Annotated in this window: 13 protein-coding genes; all 13 read right to left on the bottom strand. The window is 34.7% G+C overall.

The genetic code is table 11. The annotated features are described in order from the left end of the window. Positions 1-3,318: PQQ-dependent sugar dehydrogenase (locus V7719_RS13260; RefSeq protein ID WP_335730404.1), on the bottom strand; the 3,318-nt coding region annotated here is incomplete at its 3' end. Positions 3,319-3,612: 294 nt separating this feature from the next. Beyond that, positions 3,613-4,212 carry a methyltransferase domain-containing protein gene (locus V7719_RS13255; RefSeq protein ID WP_335730403.1) on the bottom strand — a complete coding sequence of 200 codons (600 nt, stop codon included), beginning with the start codon at positions 4,210-4,212 and terminating at the stop codon, positions 3,613-3,615. A 1-nt stretch (position 4,213) separates the two neighbouring features. Next, positions 4,214-5,014, bottom strand: coding sequence for a sulfite exporter TauE/SafE family protein (locus V7719_RS13250; RefSeq protein WP_335730402.1), 801 nt, complete (start codon positions 5,012-5,014; stop codon positions 4,214-4,216). A 103-nt stretch (positions 5,015-5,117) separates the two neighbouring features. Then, complete coding sequence (locus V7719_RS13245) at positions 5,118-6,125, bottom strand: LacI family DNA-binding transcriptional regulator (RefSeq protein WP_335730401.1); 1,008 nt, start codon at positions 6,123-6,125, stop codon at positions 5,118-5,120. 81 nt (positions 6,126-6,206) lie between these two features. Beyond that, positions 6,207-8,330, bottom strand: a complete 2,124-nt coding sequence (locus V7719_RS13240; RefSeq protein WP_335730400.1) for a thioredoxin domain-containing protein — start codon at positions 8,328-8,330, stop codon at positions 6,207-6,209. Positions 8,331-8,454: 124 nt separating this feature from the next. Further along, positions 8,455-9,936 (bottom strand): T9SS type A sorting domain-containing protein, encoded by a 1,482-nt coding sequence (locus V7719_RS13235; RefSeq protein WP_335730399.1) that lies wholly within the window; start codon positions 9,934-9,936, stop codon positions 8,455-8,457. 209 nt (positions 9,937-10,145) lie between these two features. After that, positions 10,146-13,448 carry a VCBS repeat-containing protein gene (locus V7719_RS13230; RefSeq protein WP_335730398.1) on the bottom strand — a complete coding sequence of 1,101 codons (3,303 nt, stop codon included), beginning with the start codon at positions 13,446-13,448 and terminating at the stop codon, positions 10,146-10,148. Positions 13,449-13,531: 83 nt separating this feature from the next. After that, positions 13,532-14,440: a glycoside hydrolase family 17 protein gene (locus V7719_RS13225; RefSeq protein ID WP_335730397.1), complete on the bottom strand. Its 909-nt coding sequence runs from the start codon at positions 14,438-14,440 to the stop codon at positions 13,532-13,534. Positions 14,441-14,461: 21 nt separating this feature from the next. Continuing rightward, on the bottom strand, positions 14,462-16,102 hold the full coding sequence (locus tag V7719_RS13220; RefSeq protein ID WP_335730396.1) for an MFS transporter: 1,641 nt from the start codon (positions 16,100-16,102) through the stop codon (positions 14,462-14,464). A 26-nt stretch (positions 16,103-16,128) separates the two neighbouring features. Continuing rightward, entirely contained in the window at positions 16,129-17,631 is a 1,503-nt protein-coding gene (locus V7719_RS13215) for a glycoside hydrolase family 30 protein (protein ID WP_335730395.1), read from the bottom strand. Positions 17,632-17,655: 24 nt separating this feature from the next. Beyond that, positions 17,656-18,948, bottom strand: coding sequence for a glycosyl hydrolase family 17 protein (locus tag V7719_RS13210; RefSeq protein ID WP_335730394.1), 1,293 nt, complete (start codon positions 18,946-18,948; stop codon positions 17,656-17,658). 14 nt (positions 18,949-18,962) lie between these two features. Then, entirely contained in the window at positions 18,963-22,364 is a 3,402-nt protein-coding gene (locus V7719_RS13205; RefSeq protein ID WP_335730393.1) for a hypothetical protein, read from the bottom strand. A 141-nt stretch (positions 22,365-22,505) separates the two neighbouring features. After that, positions 22,506-23,315 carry a glycoside hydrolase family 16 protein gene (locus V7719_RS13200; protein WP_335730392.1) on the bottom strand — a complete coding sequence of 270 codons (810 nt, stop codon included), beginning with the start codon at positions 23,313-23,315 and terminating at the stop codon, positions 22,506-22,508. Between the last annotated feature and the right edge of the window lie 36 nt (positions 23,316-23,351).

The following is a 23,351-nucleotide window of genomic DNA, read 5'->3' as shown; positions in this document are numbered from 1 at the left end:
TGTTAATGTTTCGGCCGATGGAACGTTATCACATTCTACTACTGTAGTTGCTGGTAAAGTTCCATTGAAGGTTGGATTACCATTGTCCTCAACCGTTATGGTCTGCACGTGAACAGTTTGGTTGCTACATTCGTCGGTTGCTGTCCAAGTTCTGGTAATCGTATAATCTCCAGAGCACAATCCTGATGCTGTACTTTCGTTGAATGAAACGGTTGCCGTTCCGCAAGTATCGGTGGCTGTTAATGTTTCGGCCGATGGAACGTTATCACATTCTACTACTGTAGTTGCTGGTAAAGTTCCATTGAAGGTTGGATTACCATTGTCCTCAACCGTTATGGTCTGCACGTGAACAGTTTGGTTGCTACATTCGTCGGTTGCTGTCCAAGTTCTGGTAATCGTATAATCTCCAGAGCACAATCCTGATGCTGTACTTTCGTTGAATGAAACGGTTGCCGTTCCGCAAGTATCGGTGGCTGTTAATGTTTCGGCCGATGGAACGTTATCACATTCTACTACTGTAGTTGCTGGTAAAGTTCCATTGAAGGTTGGATTACCATTGTCCTCAACCGTTATGGTCTGCACGTGAACAGTTTGGTTGCTACATTCGTCGGTTGCTGTCCAAGTTCTGGTAATCGTATAATCTCCAGAGCACAATCCTGATGCTGTACTTTCGTTGAATGAAACGGTTGCCGTTCCGCAAGTATCGGTGGCTGTTAATGTTTCGGCCGATGGAACGTTATCACATTCTACTACTGTAGTTGCTGGTAAAGTTCCATTGAAGGTTGGATTACCATTGTCCTCAACCGTTATGGTCTGCACGTGAACAGTTTGGTTGCTACATTCGTCGGTTGCTGTCCAAGTTCTGGTAATCGTATAATCTCCAGAGCACAATCCTGATGCTGTACTTTCGTTGAATGAAACGGTTGCCGTTCCGCAAGTATCGGTGGCTGTTAATGTTTCGGCCGATGGAACGTTATCACATTCTACTACTGTAGTTGCTGGTAAAGTTCCATTGAAGGTTGGATTACCATTGTCCTCAACCGTTATGGTCTGCACGTGAACAGTTTGGTTGCTACATTCGTCGGTTGCTGTCCAAGTTCTGGTAATCGTATAATCTCCAGAGCACAATCCTGATGCTGTACTTTCGTTGAATGAAACGGTTGCCGTTCCGCAAGTATCGGTGGCTGTTAATGTTTCGGCCGATGGAACGTTATCACATTCTACTACTGTAGTTGCTGGTAAAGTTCCATTGAAGGTTGGATTACCATTGTCCTCAACCGTTATGGTCTGCACGTGAACAGTTTGGTTGCTACATTCGTCGGTTGCTGTCCAAGTTCTGGTAATCGTATAATCTCCAGAGCACAATCCTGATGCTGTACTTTCGTTGAATGAAACGGTTGCCGTTCCGCAAGTATCGGTGGCTGTTAATGTTTCGGCCGATGGAACGTTATCACATTCTACTACTGTAGTTGCTGGTAAAGTTCCATTGAAGGTTGGATCACCATTGTCTTCAATAGTAAATGTTGCAGCTTTAGTAATTTCATTTCCACATTCATCAGAAAGTGTAAACATAACCGTTTCAGATACGGCAGAACCACATGACATATTTAATCCCGTATTATTATTTGTAAGGGTTACATTTCCACATAAAACAGTACCTGCAAAGCTAGTCAGCCAACTATTAAATTCATCATTAGGATTAGCAATAGCATCACATTGTAAAGTTATATCAACAGGTTCATCATTCCATGTTGGACCAACAAATGAAATTCTATGAAGTGTTCCATCGTTAATATTAACATAATAGACAAAACCATCCAACGGGTTTTGCATCATATGCACGATACCAAAACCAAAGTTAATTGGCGCTAATTCAGAAATATCACTAATCCAGTTCAATGAGCCATCAGTAAGTGTCGCAACATTAATCCAGTTTCTAATATAATCCGTAAATAAATACTTCCCCTTCATACTACTTCCAAGGGCATCACCTTGAATATAAACACCGGCTATTGCAGTATTACCTCTAAACTCTATGCCAGAAGTAGGAGATTGAGAACTTCCAACACGAGGTTCTGTTGGTGTTGTACCATTAAACCAAGGAACACGTGCTTCAGTATTACTAGCACCACCATGTCTCCAAGCAACTTCTGGTCTGTCATGAACAAAGCGTCTATTTGAAGCAACAGGACTATCATTAAACGATGTTGGTTGCGGACAATTATTAACAAATAGTATATTTCCTTCATCTGGATTGGTCGCTCCACTATTATAATAACCATTATGCAAGGTTAAACCTTCGTACAAAGGCCAACCTCCATTTAAACCACCTTTATCGAAAATATGCAAATCTTCCCATGTCCCCCAACCGACATCCGCAACTTGAATAATTCCTGGGTCTCCATCATTAGGATTAGTACTTCCGCTTCCTGGTTGAATGGACATTCTAAACGGATGACGTAATCCCATTGCCCACATTCTAGATTTTGGCGAACGTGGGTTTCCACCTTCGTAAAGTGGATTCGATGGTATACCATCTCCAGTACCAGGATCGAGACGTAATACTTTACCACAAAGTGATGTCGGCATCTGACTTCGAAATGCTCCTACATTTTCTTCTGGTCTCAAAATACCATCATCTATTGCTTGTTGAAAGTAGGTATCATCATCATTTCCAATATCAACTGAAAGATAACTAGCATTGTCACCTGTAGAAACTAAAAGTGTACCGTCAGTAGCGAAAATAACTGTGCCTCCGGCATGCGACTCATGTGTCAACGGGACTCCTGAGGAAACCGATTCTCCCAGAAGAACGGCTCTTGAACTATAATTAGTTGTTAATGGATTACTCCCAATATTAAGTTGATAGCGGGTTACACGACTAATGGATGCTTCATAGTAATCATCATCATTTGGATTATAACTTGGAGTACCAAAATTCAATAAATGCTCCCTATCTACCATATAATACATATAGACCAAACCATTGGTATCAAAATTAGGATCAAGGCAAAAACTTGCAAATCCAAAATCTCTCCAATCTCCTACTTCATCAGAAATATCTAAAACAGGAGTTGCTTGTTTGACATAAATTGAACCGTTCCAATTAGAAACATAAACATGTCCTCGTTTTTCCCAAACGAACATTTGAGTTCCATCTTGATTAAATACAACACCCATTATAGTATTGTAATTTGATTGAACTTCTGAATCAGTATATCCAACTGGCAATTGAGCATTACTAATAGTAGTAAAACAAAAGAAAGCTATAAGAAAAAGGAAATCCTTAAATTTTAAAAAATGATTGTAGCAATACATAATACCTAAGTTAATTGGTTGTTATAAAATTTTTGCTACTAATCGTATGGGATGAATTAAAGATAAGAATATAAAGTCAAAGAGAACTCATAAATAATAATATTTTATGCTTTTGTGTTCGTATTATTCTTATCACTGCTTGTCGTAAATTTCACTTTTTCACTTTACATGTACTAATCCCAAATATGGAATATAAAGCACAAAAACACCTACCAAAGCCAATAACTAATAAGTTAGGATCCCTTAAATAATATCTCACCAATACAACACTTTCACCATTGCTGCACTGGTTAATCAGATGATTCGATCAGAATTTTTTTTCAACTTAAAAAACAACTCTCTACCTACTCTTGTTATGTGGGAATTATAAGCTTCCTCCATTAATAAAATATCAAAAAAGGAATTAAATTTTTCTATATATTCTTCTTTAGAACCTCCAAATGGTGGGTGATCTGAAAACAAAAGGACATTAAATAGCAAACCAACTAACTTACCATTTTCAGAAAGTAAATCATTCATTTTAGAAACATATTGTGGTCTCAAATCGGGATTCAAAGCACAAAAGAATGTTTGTTCTAAAATGAGATCGAAAATCATGTTAAACTTAAAGAAATCTTGATGCACTAACTGCTCAGAAGGAAAGTCGGGAACTCTATTCTTTATATTATCCAATGCCGTTTTAGAAACATCAACAACGAAAACATTTTTAAAACCACTGTTGAATAAGTATTCTGCTTCATATGAGTTTCCACCTCCAGGAATTAAAATCCGTAAAGACTTATTAGTTAATTGATCAACATATGCTTTAATTGGTGGAGACACTTCGCCTAAATCCCAAGGTTCGTCATTATTATTATAACGGCTGTCCCAGTAAGTACCATTGAGATTTTTCATATTACAATAACTCTTTAAGAAGGATATAAATCCCCATAAATAACACAAACCAACCGAAACCTTTTTTTAGTTTGTGACCATCTATACGACTGGAAAAGTAGGTGCCTATAAAAATACCAATAATAGAAATAGCCGAAAAGCTTAAAAGAAACATCCAATCGATATCTAAGTTTTCGACATCTCCAATAAAGCCAATAAGCGATTTAACTGCAATAATTAGAAGAGATGTAGCAACTGCTTTCTTCATTGGTAGTTTAGCAAGCAACACCAAAGCTGGTATGATTAGAAATCCACCTCCAGCACCAACAATTCCGGTTATTAAACCCACAACAAGACCTTCTAAGATAATTAAGGGATAGTTAAATTTTACAGCTTCGGTAGCAACGCTTTTATTTAGTTTACTTTTTCTAATCATCGATACTGATGCCAACAACATGATGATAGCAAAAAACACCATAATGGCTATGCTTTTTGTGAGTACAAAATTCCCGAAAGTTCCAATTTCTGAAGGAATTGCAGGTACCAAAAACCGTCGTGTTACATATACACCAATGAATGCAGGAATAGCGAAAACGATGGCGATTTTAAAGTCTACTAGGCCTTTTTTTATATTCTGAAATGCACCAAATGCAGATGATACACCAACAACAAAAAGCGAATACGCCGTTGCTGTAACTGGGTTAATGAGTAATAAGTATACAAAAATTGGAACGGTTAGAATAGAGCCTCCTCCTCCAATGAGTCCGAGAACTACACCTATTATTAGTGCGCCAAAATACCCTAAAATTTGTGTGACATCCATTAACACAAAACTAATTATAAAATATAATTAGAAACTAGTTATTACCGAAGTAATTTTATTTATGTGATAAAGTGCGCTTTTAAAAAGCAAATAGCATGCACATTTATTTGGTTGTACCACGCAATTGCAGTTTCGTTTTTATGGTCTTTATTACTGAATCTGTTGTCGTTTTATTTTTTAAACGATTAATCAATAATTCAACAGAAGCTTTACCTATATCCATGGTATGTTGAGATATTGTAGTTAATTTTGGGTCTGTAAACTGAAGAACATTTTCATCTGAGAAGCCAATTATTGATAAATCTTCAGGTACATTGTAATTCAGTTTTAAAGCCTTTTGAAGCGCAACCACTCCAGAAATATTATCAATTGCTATTATTCCATCGATAGATTTATGAGTTTTAAAAAGTTGATCTATACTTTCTTCAATAGAGCCATCTTTTCCAATAGCAATTACTAATGCTTCAGCCTTATACCCCTTGGCTTCTTTTAAGGCCTCAAGATATCCGTTAATTCTTAATTTTCCAACGCTTAATTCGCCTATATCGCTAATTAGAACGATGTGTTGTCGTCTTTCAGTAAGCAGGTGTTTAGTAGCTTGATAAGCTGCATCAAAATCATCAACAATTACTTTATCAGTATTAATTTTATCTGAAACTCTATCAAATAATACTATTGGAACATTTTGATTTAGTATTTCATTAATATGATCTAAATTTTTAGAAATTTGTGTTTCTTCAGCAATAGACATGATAAACCCATCGACACTTCCATTAGATAATAATTGAAGACTATTAACTTCTTTAGACTGCAACTCATTAGAGACACAAGTAATAATATTATACCCCTGTTTAGTCGCTTCTTGTTCTATCGCAAAAAGCGCTTTTGCAAAGAAATGGTTTAATATATTGGGTATAATAACTCCAATAGTATTCGTTTTACTGCTTTTTAAACTTACGGCAAGTTTATTAGGTTTATAATTTAAAAACTTAGCTAATGCTTTAACACGGTTAATCGTATCTGGGCTAATTTCTTCACTATCATGTAGTGCTTTTGAAACAGTTGATACCGACACGTTTAATTGTTCTGCAAGGTGCTTTAATGTTACCATTTTTTTTAAATTAACTCGGTCTTACCAATAATATGATGACCATTAATATAATTCTATTCAAACAAATTATCAAAGAGTTTATTACTTAGATAATTGCTCTACAGCTTCTTTTGTGCTCTCTACAGGTAATTTACAGGCACCATTAACACATACATAAATATAGGTGTCGTCTTCAATAAATCTATTCTCCATAATTGCCAATTCGCTTTCACTGGTTGATCCAGCAATTAAAATATTAGGCAAATAGTAAGTATGGACTTCATTTAACTTTTCTAATGCATTAGTTCCTGAAATAGCAACTTCATAATATGGATTAGAGTAATTTAAATATAATGTTAGCCAATTTGAATACGCTGATGGTGACCTTTCAATTTGTGAGTTAATATTGCTTAACATCTGTTTTGCTGTTTCTGCGTATTTATTATTCGAATAATAATGACTTAGCTTAAATAAACTTTCAGCTAAAACCGAATTGGAAGACGGAATAACATTATCTATAACTTCAATTTTTCTTGTAATTAAACTTGTTTCAGAATCTGAAGTGAAATAAAACATATTTGTTTTTTCATCTGAAAAATGAGCTATACTATAGTCCATAAGATCTTTAGCTGTATTCAACCAGCTTTCATCTAAAGTAGCCTGATATAATTCTATAAATGCGGAAATCGTTTGTGCATAATCTTCAGAAAACCCTTCAATGGTACTTTTTCCGTTTTTGTAATTATGAAACAGTGAGCCATCGCCGTCGATTTGGTTCTCTTTTATGAATGTGGCATTTTTAATCGCTTTTTCTAAATAAGATTTATCTCCAATAACACGATAGGCATCTATATATGATTTTAGCATTAGAGCGTTCCATGATGTTAATACTTTATCATCTGTTCTAGGTCTTTCTCTAGTGTTTCTTAATTTAATCAGTTTCGTTTTCCAACCTAAAATCTTTTTGTTTAGCTCTTCTTTAGTCGTACTGAATGTCTGCAAAAACTCATCATCAGTTTTCGTTTTGTATAAAATGTAATGATTGTTCTCCCACTTCCCAGTAGCATTGATATTATAATATGATTTGAACATCTCAAAATCATTACCTAATTTTGCTTGTAGCTCTTCTTTGGTCCAAACATAAAATGCACCTTCTTCTAGTTCGCCTTCTTTAGTTTTACTATCGGCATCTAAAGAAGAATAATATGCACCATCATCCTGAGTTAATTCTCTATCAACAAAATCTAAAGTTTCGATGACCACTGTTTTATACGATTCATTCTTGGTGAGTTGATAAGCTTTTGAGTAGAGGCTAACTAATTGCGCATTATCATAAAGCATTTTTTCAAAATGAGGAACATGCCATCTCTTATCAACAGAATATCTTGAGAAGCCTCCTCCTATCTGATCATAAATACCACCATTAGCCATTTTATCTAAAGTAGTAAGTACAAATTCTTGAAGGTCCTTATTATCATATTGAAAACTGTATCGTAATAAAAAACTCAAATTACTAGGCATTGGAAACTTAGGTGCTCTTTTTTGTCCACCATTTTGAAAATCTAAAGATGATTTCCATTGTTTCACTATTGTTACTAGTGCATCTGGATTGAATTGAACATTTTCTTTATTAACTGTAATGAGGTCTGAATTTTTTACGCCTTCTGTAAGTTGTTCGGCGTAAGCAATAACTTTATCAGGATCATTTTCATACAAACTGGAGATCTCTTTTAAAATTTTTGTCCATTGGTCTTTTGTAAAATATGTGCCTCCAAAAACAGGTCTTCCATCTGGTAATGCAATACAATTTAAAGGCCATCCACCACTTCCAGTCATAAGTTGAACCGCATTCATATAAATTTGATCAACATCAGGTCGTTCTTCACGATCAACTTTAATACTGATAAAATTCTCATTCATTAGTTTAGCAACAGAGTCGTTTTCAAAACTTTCTTCCTCCATAACATGACACCAATGACAAGCAGAATATCCTACAGAAATAATAATTAGTTTATTTTCGTCTTTTGCAAGTTTTAGTGATTCATCATTCCATGCTTTCCAATGTACTGGATTATAGGCATGCTGAAGTAAGTATGGACTCGTTTCGTTTATCAAATCATTAGGATCTCCCATTTTCACTTTTGTAACTGCTGCTGAATTATTTTTTTGAGAACAGCAAAGCACCAATGTAGTTAAGAATACGATGAAGGCTAATTTTTTAAACATCCAAATTTTAATTTATGCTTTTTAGTTGATATTGTAAAGTTAGTTTATCTAAATTAAATTTATAAGAAAAGCGTGTCTATATTAAATAAACACGCTTTATAACTTTTCTTGTAGATATTACTATCTATTGTTTGATAAGCTTAACGGTTTTAGAACCATTATCACTTTCAATTTTAGCAAAATACATACCTGGACTCATAGTATCAGTATTAATTTCAACTTCATTTTGATTTGAAGTTAATGTTGATACTTTCTTACCTAAGATATCATAAACAGTAACTTTAGTAATTGGGCTGTTACCAGAAATTGTCCAATTAGTTGCTGTTGGGTTAGGATATACTTTAAAATTAGCTGTTGAAAATTCATCAGTACTTAATACTGTGTTTTTATGAAAATAGATGTTATCTACATATACAACTCCTAAGTTAGAAGTAATTAAAAATTGAGCTAAATCATCTCTTGTTAAGTTATTTGAGAAATTTGTAGCTATTTCAACATCGATAGAAACCCAAGCTCCAGTTACTACTGCAGGAGTTGTTCCATCATTTATATTCAATTCCATAGCAGAAACTTCACTAGCTCCACCACCCCATTGAGAGAATTTAGAGTTAAATACTTTCCCTACTAAATCTGTATTATTTGTCCAAAAGTCCATATGGAAATATGTCATTGTAGATGCATCAATTCTGTTGTTTGTAAACTCTACTCCGATAAAGTTAGTAAAGGTTATTTTTTTAATATCGTCACCAAAATTGACTACATCTTCAGAAGTAGAATCATCAAAAGCAGCATTCCACGTTTCAATTGTAGTATCTGTATATGCATTACTGAATAATGATATAACATCTTCTGCTGCTCTGTTTGGTGGGGTTGGCGCTGCCGAAGTTGGCAGAATTGGACAAGCATCAGGACAAGTACCTCCACAATCTATACCTCCCTCACCAGCATCTTGAACACCGTTAGTACATAGATCCACTACAATTGCGTCACCTGCAAAAGAAACTATGTCATCAATATATGTCGTTGTAACCAAAGCAGTATTTGGATCGCAACAGACGTCCCAACCATCACCGCCGGCAGTATCAAATAAAGGAAATAATACGATAGCTGAAAATTGGTCCGTTGGTGGGTTATAACCTGGTTGGCCTACATCTGCCGGTACCGTAAAGTCGGCAGTCATTGGTTCCCAACCTGTTCCTCCATGTGTAACTGTAGAAGTCTTAGATTCCAAATTAGGATCAGTTCCAGCAGGATCAGCATCACCATTTGATAATTTTACCAGAAAACGTCTTGCAGTAGTAGAATATAAATTAAATGTAACCACTTTGTTTGTACCAACTCCTGTGGTAGCATCTCTCATGTCTATTTTATTGTTTTGCATAAGAAGCTTGGCACCTTGCCATGGAGCTCCTGCAGCAGTGGTAATTAATTCTAGCGAATTTGCACCAGACGCTGCTTCAGTGGAACTTACAGCAGCAGAGGCATTATTATTATCATCAGCAAAACTAACAGATGGTGCAGTACCATCAAAGTTTTCTAAAACATCGGATTGCGAGTATCCTAAAGACACAGCCAAAAGGAGGGATAAAAATGTAATTTTTTTCATAATTTTTTGAGTTAAATTAATATTATAGTACAATAACAGGTTTTTTATTGAGTTTCATAGCATAAGGTACCTATACAAAAACTATACGTGTTGAAAATAATTACATAGAAGACAGAACAACAAAATAATACTAACTACTTGCTCTTTAGCGATTTAAACATGAAAAAATGAGTTTTTGAAAGAAAAACAAAACCTATACAAACGGCATCTTAACGTTTAATAGTGAAAATTGACAGGTCTTTGTTATTGTTAGTTACAAGAATCAAGTCTTTGTTACTTACATGTAACTGTATTAATTGTCTACTATCGTATGGAACATATAGACCACTTTTATTCGGTAAAACGAAATTGAAATTGGTTTTTCCATCACCTAAAAGTACAGTTCCAAACCCTGCATCATAACGTGTCGTTTCAACTTCAACACCATAATGATTACCTACAGTAATTATATCTTGGTGTCCATCATTATTAATATCAAATATAAGTGTCGACTTTATTGGTGAAATCTGAGCTTCTATTGGAAGCGGTTTTCTAACTAATTTTCCGTTTTCATTAATTAGAATAATACTTTCAAAGTTTTTAATTTCATAAACAACAGCACCATCGACCTTGTCCTCTGGTAAAATATCTATTAGTTTAGAAGAGGCAAAACTATCATAGTCTTTAAATTTTTCGGCTACATATGGCATTTGTTGGCTCGTACATTCCCTTCCTCTAAGCGGTACATAATCATCTTTATAAAACTTAGCTAGAACAATATCGTTTGTTCCATTGTCATCAAAATCATTAGCGTATACTTTAAACGGATGTTCTTCAGTAGCTTTAAACTTATTATTCTTTCCTAAATTACCAATAACATAATCGTCATCGCCATCATTATCCAAGTCGCCAGCAGTAATTGACCACCAGATTCCTCTAGTATCCTTAAGTCCGTAGGTTTCAGATTCATCTTCAAAAGCGCCTTCATTATTTGTGAGTACTTTTATTTCCATCCACTCCCCTACGATCATTAAATCCTCATCGTTGTCATTATCGATATCGGTAAATACGGCATCGGTAACCATACCAATACTGGTTAAAGGAGCAGCAATTTCATTAGATGCTTTTTTGAAGTTGCCATTTTCATTAATCAATATATAGCTGGTTGCTGGATAGGTATATTGTCTAGCTATAAGCCGTGTACCAACAAATAAATCTAAATCGCCATCATTATCTATATCTGAAGCTCTTACACATTGTGAGCTTTCAGCGATATTTGGCAAAGCATTTTCATTCCTAACAAATTGACCTTCTCCGTTATTGATGTATAGTCTGTCTTTTAAAAGCTGGTTTCCAGTTTCAAACTCATTCCCACCACTTGCGACATATAAATCAAAATCTTGATCACCATCAACATCAACAAAAAGACATCCCATATCTTCAGAAGCCATTTCACCACTCCAGGGCTGTGATGGACTTTTAATAAACTTTCCGCTTTTATTTTGTAAATATAATATGCCACTTTGATTGGCCGCTCCACCAATAAACAAATCTTCTAAGCCATCTCCATTAACGTCTTCAACTGCAGAAAAAGGTCCATTTTGTGATAATTTATGTGGCAATAATATTTCTTCTTCAAAGTCATCAAACTCGTTTTCTTTGTGAACAAAGTCTATTCCCAGGTCTTCAGCTTTTATTTGAGTAATTAATGTTTCAATTTTTTCTTCTGTCTTTTCAATAGCCTTAGCATTAGAAAATTTCGCAACTAATGTTTTGTTCGCTTGAACATTTTCAAAAGTATTCACTTTCCCATTAGGCCAAATCACTTCTACTTTTTCTACTTCTGTATCCTTACCTAATCCAAAAAATAAATCATGTTCCACAGAAGAAATAAAACCTCTTGTTACCGTGTTTTCAGCCATTTGCATCTTCCCATTGTGGTAAATAATTGCTTTAGCTCCAATTCCGAATGTGTTTTTTTCAGAACCTTGAATCTCAATTTTCAAAAAATTCCCTGTGGCTTTGTTTTCATATACGAAAGCTGGAGCATCAATATTATTTATTATGATATCCAAATCCCCATCATTATCTAAATCGCCATAGGCCATTCCATTAGAAAAACTTGGCGTATCAAAACCCCAATCTTTAGTCACTTTTTCAAATTCTAAACCTCCTTTATTTCTAAATATATAATTTGAAATGGGTTGAGAAGGTGTATCCTTACTCAACTGAAATAGGTCTTCAGCAGTAGCGCCTTTCCCTAGATTTTGAACTTTGTTTCTATAATCATTATTATCTACATCTTTTTTTATGCCGTTAGAGATCACAATATCTTTCAAGCCATCATTATCTAAATCTACAATTAGACTCGCCCAACTCCAGTCTGTATTAGAAATTCCTGCCATGTTAGCAATGTCCGAAAAACTACCTAAGCCTGTATTAATCTGCAAAGAATTTGCCATATATTGACGATGCGCTCCAGCCTCTACCATTGTATTAAAGGCTTCAGTACTCATAGAAGCCATATTTGTTTTTGATCGGTAATGATCTTCGGGAGTCATATCTGTTGTAATTAAATCTAATAACCCATCATTATTAATATCACCAGTATCTGAACCCATGCTCAATTGAGTGATATGCTTTAATTCTTCATTAATAACATTTCGATACGTACCATCGCCATTATTATAATACATAAAATCTGGTTCAGCATAATCATTTGCAACATATAAGTCCATCCAACCATCATTATTGAAATCGGTTGCATTTACACTTAAACCGTAGGAAACATTTGTGGAAATACCCACCTGTTCTGTTACATCTCTAAATTTACCATTATCATTTCTGTACAATCGATCTCTAAAGAATTTGAATTGTTCCCGAGGAATTTTATTAATGAGTAATAATTTCTTATCTGCTACTTGATTTACCTGATACATATCGAGGTCACCATCATTATCCATGTCAAAAAAAACGGCTTGTGTAGAAAAACCGTAATCGGCAAGACCGTATTTTTGTGCAGATTCGGTAAACGTTAAATCTTGATTATTAATATATAATTGATTTCTACGATCTTCTGGGTTTGCCGAATTACCATTACGGCTCACATAAATATCGAGATAACCATCAGCATTAACATCTGCCATTGTTACACCCCAAGTCCATCCAGAATTCTTTGCAGCCCTAGATTTTTTTGTAATGTCTTCAAATTGAAAGTTTCCTTTGTTAAGATATAACCGGTCAGCTACTTGATTACCACCAAAGAATACATCTGGTAAGCCATCATTATTAATATCTCCAATGGCTACACCAGATCCAACATACATTTGGCTATAGTAAAAATGATTAAAAAAAGTAGATTCATTAATGGTGTTACTGAAATCTATACCGGTTTTATCTATTTCTAGTAATTCTAGTCCACCTATGAGTTCATCAGGATATAAATCTCTTTGTGGTTCCTCTTGACAACTAAAAAATACATTTATGACAAGAAGTAAAACTAGATATTGAATATTTGCTTTATTCTTTTTCATTTGCAATTAAAATTTATTCAATAAATATAGAGAAATATTACAATAATTAGAGTGATTCAATAGTCTATAATAGACATGAACAACTAGAATTTTAGTTTTTCATGTTTATCCCAAAGTCCCCAATAAGCTCCAACATCGCCTTCATCTCCAGTTTTCCATGATTCATCAAATGATGAGAAATAAAACACTTCGATATCAGCTTTCGTTGACCAAACTTGTGTATTTATAAAATACTTCATAGCATTTTCTTCTGAAGAAAAAGCGCCTTTCAAACTTCCACCTTCACTAGGCCATCCGGTTTCTGTAATAATTACTTTTTTCCCTTTGGCAGCGTCAATCACCTGACCAAACATTTGTTGCATATGATTTAATGCACCATCAACATGACAACCTTCCCAATATGGATAGCAATTACTTAAAATAACATCGCTAATTTCAACGAGTTCTGGATGTACTGAAAATTCATAGTATGCATCGACATAACCAACTGGAATACCAGGAAGCGCCTCTTTCACTCGTCTTATATACTCTAATAATTCCTCAAGTGTTAGATCATTTCTATAAAGGACTTCGTTACCAACAGCAGCAATATCAACAACGCCTTCTTTGGCTAATTGAATTAAACCTTCGATTTCTTTTTCATTGTCTTCTTTATTGTCGCTTAACCAGGCTCCAACTAAAGTTTTCATACCATGTTTGTGAGCAATACGTGGTATATGTTCATTCCCTTCAATACAAGAAAACGATCTCACCCACTTAGAGTACGGCTTTAATATTTTAACACGTCTTTCAACCTGAGCTTCTGTTATGGTATCACCAGGTTCTTGACCATCTTCATACATGCTAAAGCAAATGCCATGCATTCCTTTTTTAAGTGTTGCTCTCCAAAGTGTTTTTAACTCTTCAATAGAGTATTTACTAAAATCAATTCCTGAATGTTCAGTAAAATTTACACCATTATATATATGGTATTCTTCGTTTCTATATGACATTATTAATTATTTATAATTTATTTATAATTCTCCTCTACGTTTTACAAGCTCTACTTTAATTTCTCTTGATCTAGACTCATTTAAATTATATTTCCACATAATCCAAACAGCAATAGCCGCAGTGGCAGCTGGTATCACTATATCTGCTATTCGTAACCTTGTCATAGCTTCAGCTGATTGATTCACAGCACCTTCGTCGAAACCAACTAAACTTAATATTGCTCCTCCAAGTACCAAAGCAATTGCCTGCCCCAACTTTACAAACCACCAATATATTGCACCAAAAGTGCCTTCTTTACGCGGCATTCCATTTTCTAACTCGTCTAAATCACATACATCAGCCGTCATAGACATCATCAAGGTAAATAACCCTCCTAAACCAAAAGCCATAAACGGAATAGGCAAGAACATTAACCATGGGCCACCTTCACTGATATCCATACTAAACCATGACATACCAATGCTGTCTAAAAAAGGATTGATTGCATCAAATATTGATCCTACAAAACTATTTAATCCTTTACCTATACTTGACTGATTGAATTGTGCATTTAAAGAATTATCAAATCCCCACCATTTAAGTATATAACCAACGATAGAAATCACAGTTGAAATAATAAAGGCTTTTCGCTTTCCCCATTTGTTAGCAATACGAGAAATGATTGGAATAACCATAAAGGCAGTTATTATTGCAGTAAGTGAAGCAAACCAAGCTGGCCAAGTGCCTGCTAGACCATAATCACCATTATAAATGTAAAATACAATTATGAAAAAACTGAACGAAGCCACCATTTGGAATCCATTAAACACTAAAAATGTAGCGCCACATAACTTCATAAAAGGTTTGTTTTTAAACACTTCCTTAATACCTATCCCTAAATCTTTAAAATTAGATGATAATGTTTTAAGGCCAATTTCTTTTCTATTTTCCATTTTCCCAGCATCAAGTCCTTTGCAGAATAATGCAGGTAAAATCCCAAGCACACCACATACTAACCCAACCATAAGAGATAATTTACGAACTCCCGTTGCTTGTAATTTTTCGTTTGTTATTTTTATCAATTCGTCTCCTGAAAGTCCCATTTCTCCAATAGATCTTAATACTTCTTCACTTAGGGGAAATACGGTAGGGTCTGCAATAACTACCCAGAACCAAGGCACTAACATCCACGCAATTTGTCCAACAATATTTGCAAATGCCATTAAGCGTGTACGCTCATTATAATCTGATGTCATTTCATATCCTAAACCTACCAATGGTGTCGCATACATGGTATTTCCAACGAGAAACAATAAAGACATAAGGAGAAAATACCAAAAGTTAAACATGACCGAATTGTCTTCATTCAGCTGGAATAAAAGTGCAAACAATATTCCACTTAAAATAGCTCCAACAAAAATATACGGTCGTCGTCTTCCCCATTTTGACTTCGTATTATCAGAAATAAAACCCATTATTGGGTCAGTTAGAGCATCGAATATTCTAGGTAAACCACCTAACAAACCTGCTAACCAAGGATCCATTCCAAATGCAGTTACCAAAAAGAACATAAAAACGGCTAAAGCTCCTGGTAATAAATTAAGTACTAAGTGTCCTGAGCCGAAGGCAGTTTTTTGTCCAAAAGGGACTTTATCTCTTTTAGCTGTTTTAATGTTAGACATATTGTTTTGTTTTAGTTAGTTAGTTTTTATGATTTTGGCACTATAATCGTTTGTATCGCTTGTGCGCTTATTGTAATATCTACATATTTTTCATTGAGGTTTAAAGTAAAATCTTTAGGGGTATTTCCTTCATTAAAAATGATTACAGCAATTGAATCATCAGGATTCTTAGCTGCAGTAATCATAAGGTCTTTATCCGGATTATCAACATCAATGACAATCGCGCCTGGTCGCATATATTTACTAAAATGCGCCATGGTGTAGTAAATTGGTGTGAAATACACTTCATCAGCATCTGGATCTACAATTATTGGAGCAACACACCAGTTCTTAAACCAGTTTGGACCTCCTTGTCTATCTAGAACCATGTTCCAATCAACCCAACCGTCTACCCAATTATTAAGGCAACCTATAATATCTCGTGCATATCGATTAACAGGTGCATACTTTGGATGCAAATGCTTATCTTCTTCTGCAGCCCAATCCCATCCCCAATCTGTAGATTCTTTAGACCAGTACCACATGTCGTCTTGCCACACAGGAACTTGAGAATCTACGCAACCTTCAGTTTCAATTAAATATTTATTAGGTGCTTTATTGTGCGCATATTGCAAGGCTTCTGGAAAAAAGTCATAAGTGCTTTCGTACCAATGAATAGCGGTTCCATCATAGTATTTTGAAGATTCTTCAGTAGCATACATCACATCTACCCATTCTTTTACACCTGCTCTATTTTGGTCATAACCTAAAATGATTTTATCACCTTTTCCATCAGCTTCTAATTTCGGACCTAAATGATGCTGAACAAAATCAGTCATTTCTTCAGGTGAAAAGTGCATACTTTCCCAGTTATTACCATTTCCGTGTGGTTCATTTTCAACAGTAAACCCCCAAATTGGAATTCCTTCTGCTTCGTAAGCATCTACATATTTAGAAAAGAATAAAGCCCAAGTATCGTAATACTTAGGAAGTAGTTTTCCGCCTACCCATTCGTTATTATCTTTCATCCATGGTGGCGCTGTCCAAGGCGAAGCAAAAATATCAAAGCCGTCTTCTGATACAGCCATCGCATCTTTAATCATTGGTATTAAATCGTCAATATCATCTTCAATTGTAAAATGATCAAGATTCATATCATTTTCAACAGGAGCGTAAGAATACTGACTTAATGAAAAATCACAAGAGTTCATATGTGTTCTCGTCAATGAATAATTTGCACCTTCTCTACTGAAATATGCTTTTAAGATGATATCCCTATTTTCTTTACTAAGTTTATTTAATAAATACGCTGAAGATTCAGTAAATGCACCTCCAAATCCAGTAATGGTTTGAAATTTTTTCTCTGGTGAAATTTTTATAACCATAGAAGAATCGACCGACGTGAATTCAGTAATCTTAGTTAGCTTATTTCCACTAGCCGAAGTTTCATAAACTTCAACCTCAAGCTTTTCTTGCTTTACAGCTTTTTCATTACAGCTGGCCATAAGTAGTACTAAAAGGAAATAAATTAAATAGTTTACTGTTTTCATATTGAACTGTATTTATTAACATATTTATCGATGTGCCATTATTTCGTTTAAGGATGGTGGCACCAGAACATCTTTCATTAATGCTTCTTTGTCACCATCATATGTTTTTGTAATCGGAAGGCCATCTCTAGTCAACCCTTTAAAAACACCTTTATCTACTAAATCCCAAATTGGGTATTTTGCTTTTCCATCGATGGTGAATAAACCGAAATGATTTTCAGAACCATTTGGATGATGTGCGTCTTTCCATTGTTCATTAAACGCTTCAAAATAGAAGCATGAAATCCCTTCTTTATTTGTCCATTCTCGCATCAAATTATAATACAAACCTTGCTTATATTCATCTGTTGCTCTAGAACCATTTGGACCATAAAATCCTTTAGATACCGTTGCCCAACCCGTTTCACCGATATGAATAGGCTTATTAACACCTAAGCTTTTCATGTAATTATTAACGCTATCGTATTGACGTTTTGAAAAGTCAATAGCACGTTTAATAGCTGCGTCGACTTTGTCTATTTCAGGAAGGTTTTCTTCAGCTTCAGGGATTCCCCAGAATTCAGGATTATAATGCGAATTATGATACGGATAAGAATGCATTGATATGTAATCGACTGCTTTAATCAAATTCTCTAAGTCTTCAACATGATAGCTATCTTCTGCTCCACCCCAAGATGCAAAATCATCAGAGCTTGTAATCCACAAATCAGTTGGTAACTTTCCGTCTTGTTTTAAATCTTGTAAATGCGTTACCCATTTTAAAATCACATTGGGTTGCACATAATAACTAGTAGCCCATTTCACCATGGCTTCATTTCCAACAGCTATTACTTTTACGATATCAGGATACTGATTTGCCAATGCAACTGCTCTATCAATTTCGGCGACATTATTTGGGCTTTCAATATCATGATCCACCGGGTATTCTGTCCAAGCATTAATACAATCTATCCAAGCTCCTAACATCACATACATTTCGAAGTTTGGATCCTCTTTTTTAAGTTCCTCAATTGCTTTTAAAATATTTGATGCATGAGGAAGAGGTAACTGTACGTTATAGGTTCTCAAGATCTTTATTCCCATAGCAGATAATATTTTTATATCATCTTTTAGTTCTTCTATGGTAGGTTGACTATCTCTAGCTTTTTCACGATATCCTCCATAAGATATCGCTAAATAATTAGGGCTACCTAGTATATCCTTAGCTGTCAATTGCTTGCGTATTTGCATTTCTTTATGGGGTTTTGGGTTTTGATTACAAGATGACATGACCATTGAAACTACTGCAATTATTAGTATGTTTATTTTCAATTTCATGCTTACCCTGTTTTCTATTTTAATGTCGATTTATTGACGTTAACAATTATTTTTTCAATCGTGCTAGAACGTGTAAATATGCTTTGACTCATTTCTCTATCCAGCGTGAGATGATTAATATTTGAAACAGAGTTATCACTATTTACAACAACAATACTTTCTTCATTACCTATGTTATATACAATAGGAACTTGACAATAGGTAAATGCTAATGAGCCTTTATCCAACTCAATTTGCTTCCAGTTTTGATTAACATCCACATAGTTATAAGTCTTTTCGTTTTCAAGGAATTCATCTTGTCTCAACAGACATGGATCAAATGTGATTTGACCAGCATCTATAAAGACACCTAATTCTCCTATGCGTGATAAAATATCCTCTTTTACTTGTCCAGTCATTCCAGGTTGTTGAGCACCTTTACCTCCTGGAGTATGCGAATACGGATCGGTTGGGAAAGCACCATATAATTTTGGTGGTTTGTGTGTTCCAATTCCTTCGTTGATTTCATAATAATGTTCAAGTAGTCTTCCAACAATTTCATCACTTTCATTATCATTAATCGCTTTTAAACAACATTCTTGCGCAGCCAATTGTAATTTCGACACCATGTGCCAATATATTGAACCTAGTCCTTCATAACCATAGAATGTTCCTGATCGCCCTGTAAAGGCTTTATGATTAAACACCTCTTCAAAAGTTTGAAGTAGCTGAGGCATTTCACGTTCTGCAAAGTGACTATATTTCGTATTTTTAAAATCGGTTAATGCACTTTTTAGACTATTGGCGTTATTAAAATCTCCATTGAAATGATAATCGCCATTAATATCTTTTATTATGATTTGCTTATTGCCGTTTTCTATTAATTGCTTTAATAATTCAGAGTTTTCAACTGCACTTTTTGGAATACAATTCTTTACCATAAAGCGAGGCAACTCTTTATTTGGATAGAGCAGATAACTATACTGATCTGGTCTGAATAATTTACTTTGTTTCATAGCATCCAATGCCTGAAGAACTTCTTCAGAAGTTAAATAACCCGAACTTAAAGCAGCAACCTGACCTTCTAACATTTCATCCAAATAGGAAATAGAAATTTCAGAATCATTAGTAACCGTCATCAAATTGTAGGCATGATGTAAATTATCAGATCGTTTATTAGCATCAATCGTATGTTCTAAATACTGTAGTGTAATAGCAATGAAATGCTGAAGTTTTTCTATTGTAACATTTTCTTTCTTTCCAGAAAAAGAATGCTCATAAATTGTTGTTCTAAACACACTTCCAGCTTCACCTAAGCCATCAAGAACGGTTTTTCTATCCCTATCTGATATCGTACCAGATAAGATATTTTTATTAGCATCTAGCGTATCTACAACTGTATTAAAAAAGCGTAGTAATTCTTCTGAAATCTCAGTATTTTCAATAGTTGCTTTAGATATAACATCTTTAAAGAAATCAAGAAATCGTCTCAAGTAATTGAGTGTTACCATTGAAACACCGTTACCAACTAAGGCGTTATTGGCGTCATTCCATTCTGGTCGTTGCGTATTTAACCAAATACCACCTTCTGGAATAAAATTGGATACTTTTGCTAAAACTGTAGCCAATATTTTTTCGACAAAATTAACCTTACATATAAAGAAGTTTTGGTCTCTTAACAAACCGCCATCTGCTCCTAATTCTGATCGTTTTTCACGGATTTTTTCATCTAACTCTTCATCAAAATCGATGGTGTCTTTTGGATTCCCAAGGGTTTCTTTATAGCTCTTAATTTTATAAGGCACATTTGCATAAACAAACATGTCTTGATTAAAATAACTCGTTAATTTACCTGGATTATGATTTTCAATGAACTCTAAAAACTTAAGCAAGTATATAATTTGGTGATCTCCCCAATATCCAATGTAAGACCAAGGATCATCTGGTTCGATAGTTTCCCAATCAAAGCCACCTTTGGTTACTCTATAAGGATTATAGCCATCAAAAGTAGTAGCATTCAAAAACTTATGAATCATACTTTCAATAAACTCAGGGTAGGCATGAGCTAAGGCTTCCCAATTTTGAAAAATATCACGCCAGTTTCCTTCATAATCTAAAATTTTGGAGCCATCAACCTCATTTCTTGTGTTGATAGAAAATTTATTCCAAGGTCGACTAGGATCACCATGTCTACGGCTAAACTTTAAAGGCATGTATTCTAAGCACAATCTTCTAAAGTTCTTATCATCACTTTGATGTGCTATCCTTTTTAATTCCGAAAGTGAGAATACTTCCGGTAATCCATTTAAAACTGCTTCAGCTTTTGCAAAAACCTTTTTATTGGCATTAGATAGGTAGTTAGTGAAATCCCACTTTTCAACATTATAATTATCATCGAAGATTCCACCACGCATGATGTTAAAAAGTGTATTAGCAAAATGTCTTGTATCTCTTTGCGTATCTGCAGTAAGTTGCAAACCATCTGCAGAAGCATTAAGCTCCATCAAACGTTTGGTACCTTTATTTATATCCTTTTGAACAGCCTCTGCTAGTTGCTTGTCTGTTTTTATACGATGACTAATTGCTGCAATAGATGTCTGATCTTGATTAACATTAGCAATGATTGCCCATTCTCTTTTCTCGTTTGAAGACAAAGTGATTTCGGCATTGATAAAATAAGCGCCTTTTTCTGCTCTAACATCAATTTCTTCTGAAACTTGATTCTTTCTTCGGAAACTTTGCAACTGGAGTGATGAAACTAAATACTTAGGATTATCAAAACCAATGGACCAAGCAATATTAGCTTTTAAGGCTTCACTAGGTTCTGCTTTATCAACAATAATAGCACTTAAGGCATAAATCCCTATACCAGCATCTTTTTCAAGTTCGTTCTTTTTATAAGCATCTACCAGATTACTAACTCTAGTTTGGGTATCTGAGGGCACTCCATAAGGCACAATATTCTGAAAACCATCAATCAAAGATATCTTAACTTCAGAATCTGCATTATTTATTAATGCTGAATTTTTTACAAATCCAAATTCGTTACTAGAGTTCCATTGATATCTAAACGTTAGATTTAAATCGTGATTAATTTCTTCAAAAATCACCTTATTTCCGTAGAGATTTTTGTACAGATTTCTAGTGGTATTGTATAAGCCTTCTTGGCGAATAGAAAATGGCTCCCAAAGATGCTTACCATTAACCCAAAAAATAGATTTACTACCTGTGATGTCTGCAGACTCAGTTATTTTATCATCTGTATAATATGGGAAAAATGAAAACTCACTATTTTTTCTTCCTGCGGTTAACCCTCCATTACTAGACACAAACATCCAGTGATTAGAATCACTTACGATACTCATAAAAAACGGACGCATATCATCGCTATTGGAAATCTTAAAATAGGATTCGCTATCAATTAGAACCTGTTCCATTGATGCGCTTTTTTGTTCTGTTTCAGTGATATTATTATCAATCATAATAGGTAAGCTAATCTTATTGCTTAATATATTTTAGTGTCGTTTTGAACAAGGTCGAGCATAGTCTAAACCTCTTAATAAGTTTCTTTTGAACGCTTATTGATATACACGTACGTAGTCTACCAACATGGTTTGTGGAAAAACTGTAGACGCATCTGGAGAACCTACAAAGCCTCCTCCAACTGCAACATTCATAATAATGAAAAAATCATGGTCATACACCCATTCTCCTGTGACGTCATCTGGTGTAATTTGATTATACAATACATCATCTACATAAAAGTTAATGTAGTTTTCACCCCATTCAATACCGAAAACATGAAACCCAGTATCAAAGCGATCACCATCAAGCTCGTATGGTTTCCCTATAGATTCGCCGCCAGAATAACCAGGCCCGTGAACAGTACCATTTATGAGTGTAGGTTCTTGTCCTCGATTTTCCATAATGTCTATTTCACCACATTGCGGCCATCCGACTTCATCAATATTACTTCCTAACAACCAAAACGCAGGCCATAAACCTTGTCCCCAAGGCAATTGGATTCTCGCTTCAAAACGACCGTATTTTTGTTGAAATAAATCTTTAGTTAATATTCTTGCAGAAGTGTAACCTGAACCTTCAAATGACTCTTGAATTGCTGTCATTTTTAGCATTCCGTTCTCAATAACAATATTCTCTGGACGGTCGGTATAATATTGTAATTCATTATTTCCCCAACCATTGTCACCAGTACCTATATCGTAACTCCAAACACTAGGATCTGGTGCACCATCTACGTCAAACTCTTGAGCTAATGTTAAATTAGTTAAGGTTGTAACTATTTGTGTTTCATCTGTATTACAACTCGTAAATGTTAACACAGTTACTAAAAGCAATAAACAGGTAGCTATATATAAATTTTTCATCTTAATATCATTTGTGTTATTTTTCTTATTCATCAT

This window comes from Psychroserpens sp., from assembly GCF_036960315.1.
Classification (GTDB): Bacteria; Bacteroidota; Bacteroidia; order Flavobacteriales; family Flavobacteriaceae; genus Psychroserpens.
This window is presented reverse-complemented; position numbering and strand designations above follow the sequence as displayed.

What these genes read in the sequence shown, in the direction of transcription:
- V7719_RS13220 (WP_335730396.1), bottom strand. Translation starts at nt 16,102, where the DNA reads ATGTCTAACATTAAAACAGCTAAAAGAGATAAAGTCCCTTTTGGACAA.
- V7719_RS13215 (WP_335730395.1), bottom strand. Translation starts at nt 17,631, where the DNA reads ATGAAAACAGTAAACTATTTAATTTATTTCCTTTTAGTACTACTTATG.
- V7719_RS13255 (WP_335730403.1), bottom strand. Translation starts at nt 4,212, where the DNA reads ATGAAAAATCTCAATGGTACTTACTGGGACAGCCGTTATAATAATAAT.
- V7719_RS13225 (WP_335730397.1), bottom strand. Translation starts at nt 14,440, where the DNA reads ATGTCATATAGAAACGAAGAATACCATATATATAATGGTGTAAATTTT.
- V7719_RS13205 (WP_335730393.1), bottom strand. Translation starts at nt 22,364, where the DNA reads ATGGAACAGGTTCTAATTGATAGCGAATCCTATTTTAAGATTTCCAAT.
- V7719_RS13210 (WP_335730394.1), bottom strand. Translation starts at nt 18,948, where the DNA reads ATGAAATTGAAAATAAACATACTAATAATTGCAGTAGTTTCAATGGTC.
- V7719_RS13235 (WP_335730399.1), bottom strand. Translation starts at nt 9,936, where the DNA reads ATGAAAAAAATTACATTTTTATCCCTCCTTTTGGCTGTGTCTTTAGGA.
- V7719_RS13200 (WP_335730392.1), bottom strand. Translation starts at nt 23,315, where the DNA reads ATGAAAAATTTATATATAGCTACCTGTTTATTGCTTTTAGTAACTGTG.
- V7719_RS13240 (WP_335730400.1), bottom strand. Translation starts at nt 8,330, where the DNA reads ATGTTTAAAAAATTAGCCTTCATCGTATTCTTAACTACATTGGTGCTT.
- V7719_RS13245 (WP_335730401.1), bottom strand. Translation starts at nt 6,125, where the DNA reads ATGGTAACATTAAAGCACCTTGCAGAACAATTAAACGTGTCGGTATCA.
- V7719_RS13250 (WP_335730402.1), bottom strand. Translation starts at nt 5,014, where the DNA reads ATGGATGTCACACAAATTTTAGGGTATTTTGGCGCACTAATAATAGGT.
- V7719_RS13230 (WP_335730398.1), bottom strand. Translation starts at nt 13,448, where the DNA reads ATGAAAAAGAATAAAGCAAATATTCAATATCTAGTTTTACTTCTTGTC.